Below are 2,753 nucleotides of genomic sequence, written 5' to 3'. Positions count from 1 at the left end.
AACTGAATTTAGATATAATGCTAAAATACAACAACAAGATTTGTATAAAATTTTACTCAAAATGATAAGAGAAAATCCGCTTAAGTTAAATTGAGCCTTAAACTTTTTCTCAAAAGAAAATCCTTATTTTCATTATGCTGTTTTGTTTGCAAAGGATTTTGCCAAAAAATTGATGAAAATTGATCCGAAAATAGATTAAAAGCACTTAGTCTTTCTTATGATCTTAATGATGAGCTTATTGAAATGCTTCTTTCTCAAAGTGATTTAAGTAAGGTGCGACAAGATAAATTCTTTCAGCTAAGATTTAGCAGTGTATTTCTTTCTATACAGATAGAATTTAAGTGCCATGGTATATTTTTATTTGCTGAGAGGGTATGGGATAGATCCTTGGTAAAAGCAGCTTACAAGCTAAGCAAATCGTCCTTGGAAATAGCTAAGTTATGGCTTAGATAAAGATGCATCAGAATAAGGGGGCTTATTTTTACTTGACATCAAAAATCCTACAAGCTCTTAGCCAAAACTTCTACCCTAAATTTCCCCACCTTTATCGCTTTTTGGCAAGATAAAGAGCTTAGCAAAATCTATCTTATTTTAAGCTCTTTGCTGCACTTTCTGCCGCTATTTTAGCCACTATTTAAATACAAAACTTCCTACCGCTGCCATTACCCAAACACAAATTAATGATTTTATTGTAAATGTGCGAACTAAGCCTAATTCTAATGAAGGAAAGATGATCGCATAGCTTCTTTCTCAAGCTCTTGCAAACAAAATTCAAAAAACTTCAAAAAACAAATGATAGAGGAGGTGAAACTAGCTTTGCTTTTATGGAAGAAGAAATGCAAAGGCATTATTTAGTCAAGAAAGTTTATTTTAAAAAAGGCTCATTAATCCCTTAGAAGAAGATGCTTATTTAATCTTAGTATGTGATATATATCCTAATAATTAGGCAAGGATATTAAGGGATGATAAGAAATAGCGACACAGCTTAATGAAAGAAGTAGCACAAAAAAAGAACGCTTTTTTAGGGATTTTAAAGAAGGGGGGATTGATTTAAACTCTAAGATCTTTTATGATTTTATAAGCTATAAGCAAAGCTTTTTTAAACTCTATTTCTACCTTCAAGTTTTATGAGGGCTACATACACACAAGTGGTTTAAAATATCTTATGCCTTTTAGCGATAATTTCATTACAAGATAACTGAGTGGGTTTAAATTTTAGTGAAGGATCTAAAAGCTTACAAGATTAAGAAAGATCTTTTTACTGCTTAAATTTATAACTCCTTTTTTGTTTAAGCTTATTTTTTAAAATTTAAAGCCAATAAGCTTTTAAACTTAGAAAGCAAAACATACTTGTAAGTGTTTTTTTATCAAGCCTTTTAAAAAATTCACAAATTATCTTCTTAAAAGGTTTAGGATTTTTTATAAAGTCTCAAGACACTTTAATTTGATACAAGATCATTTTAAAGTATAAAGAGTTAGATGAAAAACAAATATATGACACATTCTTTAATTGTCTCAAAAGAAATTTAAGGCATTTTGAAATATTTTTTTGCTTCGTTAAGCCTCTTGCAACTTTGCAAGAAGCCTTGATTTAGAGGCGAAAAGACACTCAAATTTGCAAAATTTCTCGTGCTTGTGTGAATGCAATTGTGCGAGAAATTCGCATTTTAATAGCCAAAGAGTGTGAAAAAATCAGCAAAACGAAGTTTCTTTAGAAAATGAGCAGTTGAAGAGGGTGAGAGTTATTTTTTACAATGCTTGGCTCGTAACTGCGTAGTAGAAGGTGCAAAAGAGTGCGTGGCAAGCGTGGGCGTGGGACTGGCAAGAAAATGTCTGTGTTTTTACTTCGTTACCCCTATTGTCCCTCTGCGAGAAGGGATGTTAAAGTGAAATCGCACGAGTTTATACACTCAAATACTTGCTTTGCCAAAGAGCTATTGCCTATTATAAGGGATTTTGCAGATCTAGAAAATACCACAATTTCAGGAGAGCTTCAAAGCTTATGATGGCTTGGTGGATTTTTTACTTAGTGCTATGCACTCGTCCCTTTGCGGAGCAAAGGCACATTATAGGGTCAAACACGCAAAATTCAAGTTTGCAAAGGGACATAACCACATCAACGAAATTGTGAATTTTTTACTTCGTGCTACACACTCGTAACTGCAAGCAGAAGTTTGTGAAGTTGACACTTGCCAAATTTCATGGCTAAAAAGAAAATTTCGTGCTTCACTTCAAAGAAACAGAGTTAAGACAAAAAATTTAAGGCAATATTCTCATCAAAATTTATTAAAGTTGATAAGAGAAAATCCTGTTAAAGTATCTTGAGTCTAAATTCTAAGTTACTTAAAAATCTTAGATAAAAACTTGTGTGAAATATGACAAATTTTTGCAATTTTAATGGCTTTAAGATCAAGACAAAAATTTAAAAATCTCTCTAAATTTCGCTTCACTAATTTTGAAACGATTAATATACTTGTTTTTCACCTTGTGCATCATAATTTAAGCTTCTTTCTTTGAGCTTAAGTTAGATTGAGCCTATAATAATATACACAGATCTTTAAGTAACAATTTTACACAAGCTTAGAATTTTTTTACAATAAATTATTAATAAAACTTTGTTGAATTTACAATTTTTTTGTTACAATAAAACATTAATTTTAAATTTAGGAGTGATTATGAAAAAGGTATTTTCTCAGGTGTCAAAATGTGTGTCTGGTTTTCTTGTAGTAGGTGTGCTTACTAGTTATTCTCTA

2 protein-coding genes and 1 pseudogene are annotated in these 2,753 nt (G+C 31.1%); all 3 read left to right on the top strand.

The window, feature by feature from the left end; all coding sequences use genetic code 11:
- Window positions 1-94, top strand: a pseudogene (locus tag DMC01_RS15515) (IS1595 family transposase); the annotation flags it as partial.
- Window positions 95-1,793: 1,699 nt separating this feature from the next.
- The gene (locus tag DMC01_RS12165; protein ID WP_142694451.1) at window positions 1,794-2,006 is read left to right on the top strand and encodes a hypothetical protein; all 213 of its coding nucleotides are present in this window, start codon (window positions 1,794-1,796) and stop codon (window positions 2,004-2,006) included.
- Between the two features lie 7 nt (window positions 2,007-2,013).
- On the top strand, window positions 2,014-2,160 hold the full coding sequence (locus DMC01_RS13980; RefSeq protein WP_185908938.1) for a hypothetical protein: 147 nt from the start codon (window positions 2,014-2,016) through the stop codon (window positions 2,158-2,160).
- Window positions 2,161-2,753: the final 593 nt, after the last annotated feature.

This window comes from Campylobacter troglodytis (genome assembly GCF_006864425.1).
GTDB lineage: Bacteria > Campylobacterota > Campylobacteria > Campylobacterales > Campylobacteraceae > Campylobacter_D > Campylobacter_D troglodytis.
The sequence above is the reverse complement of the archived record's forward strand: the minus strand, read 5'-3'. Positions and strand labels throughout refer to the sequence as shown.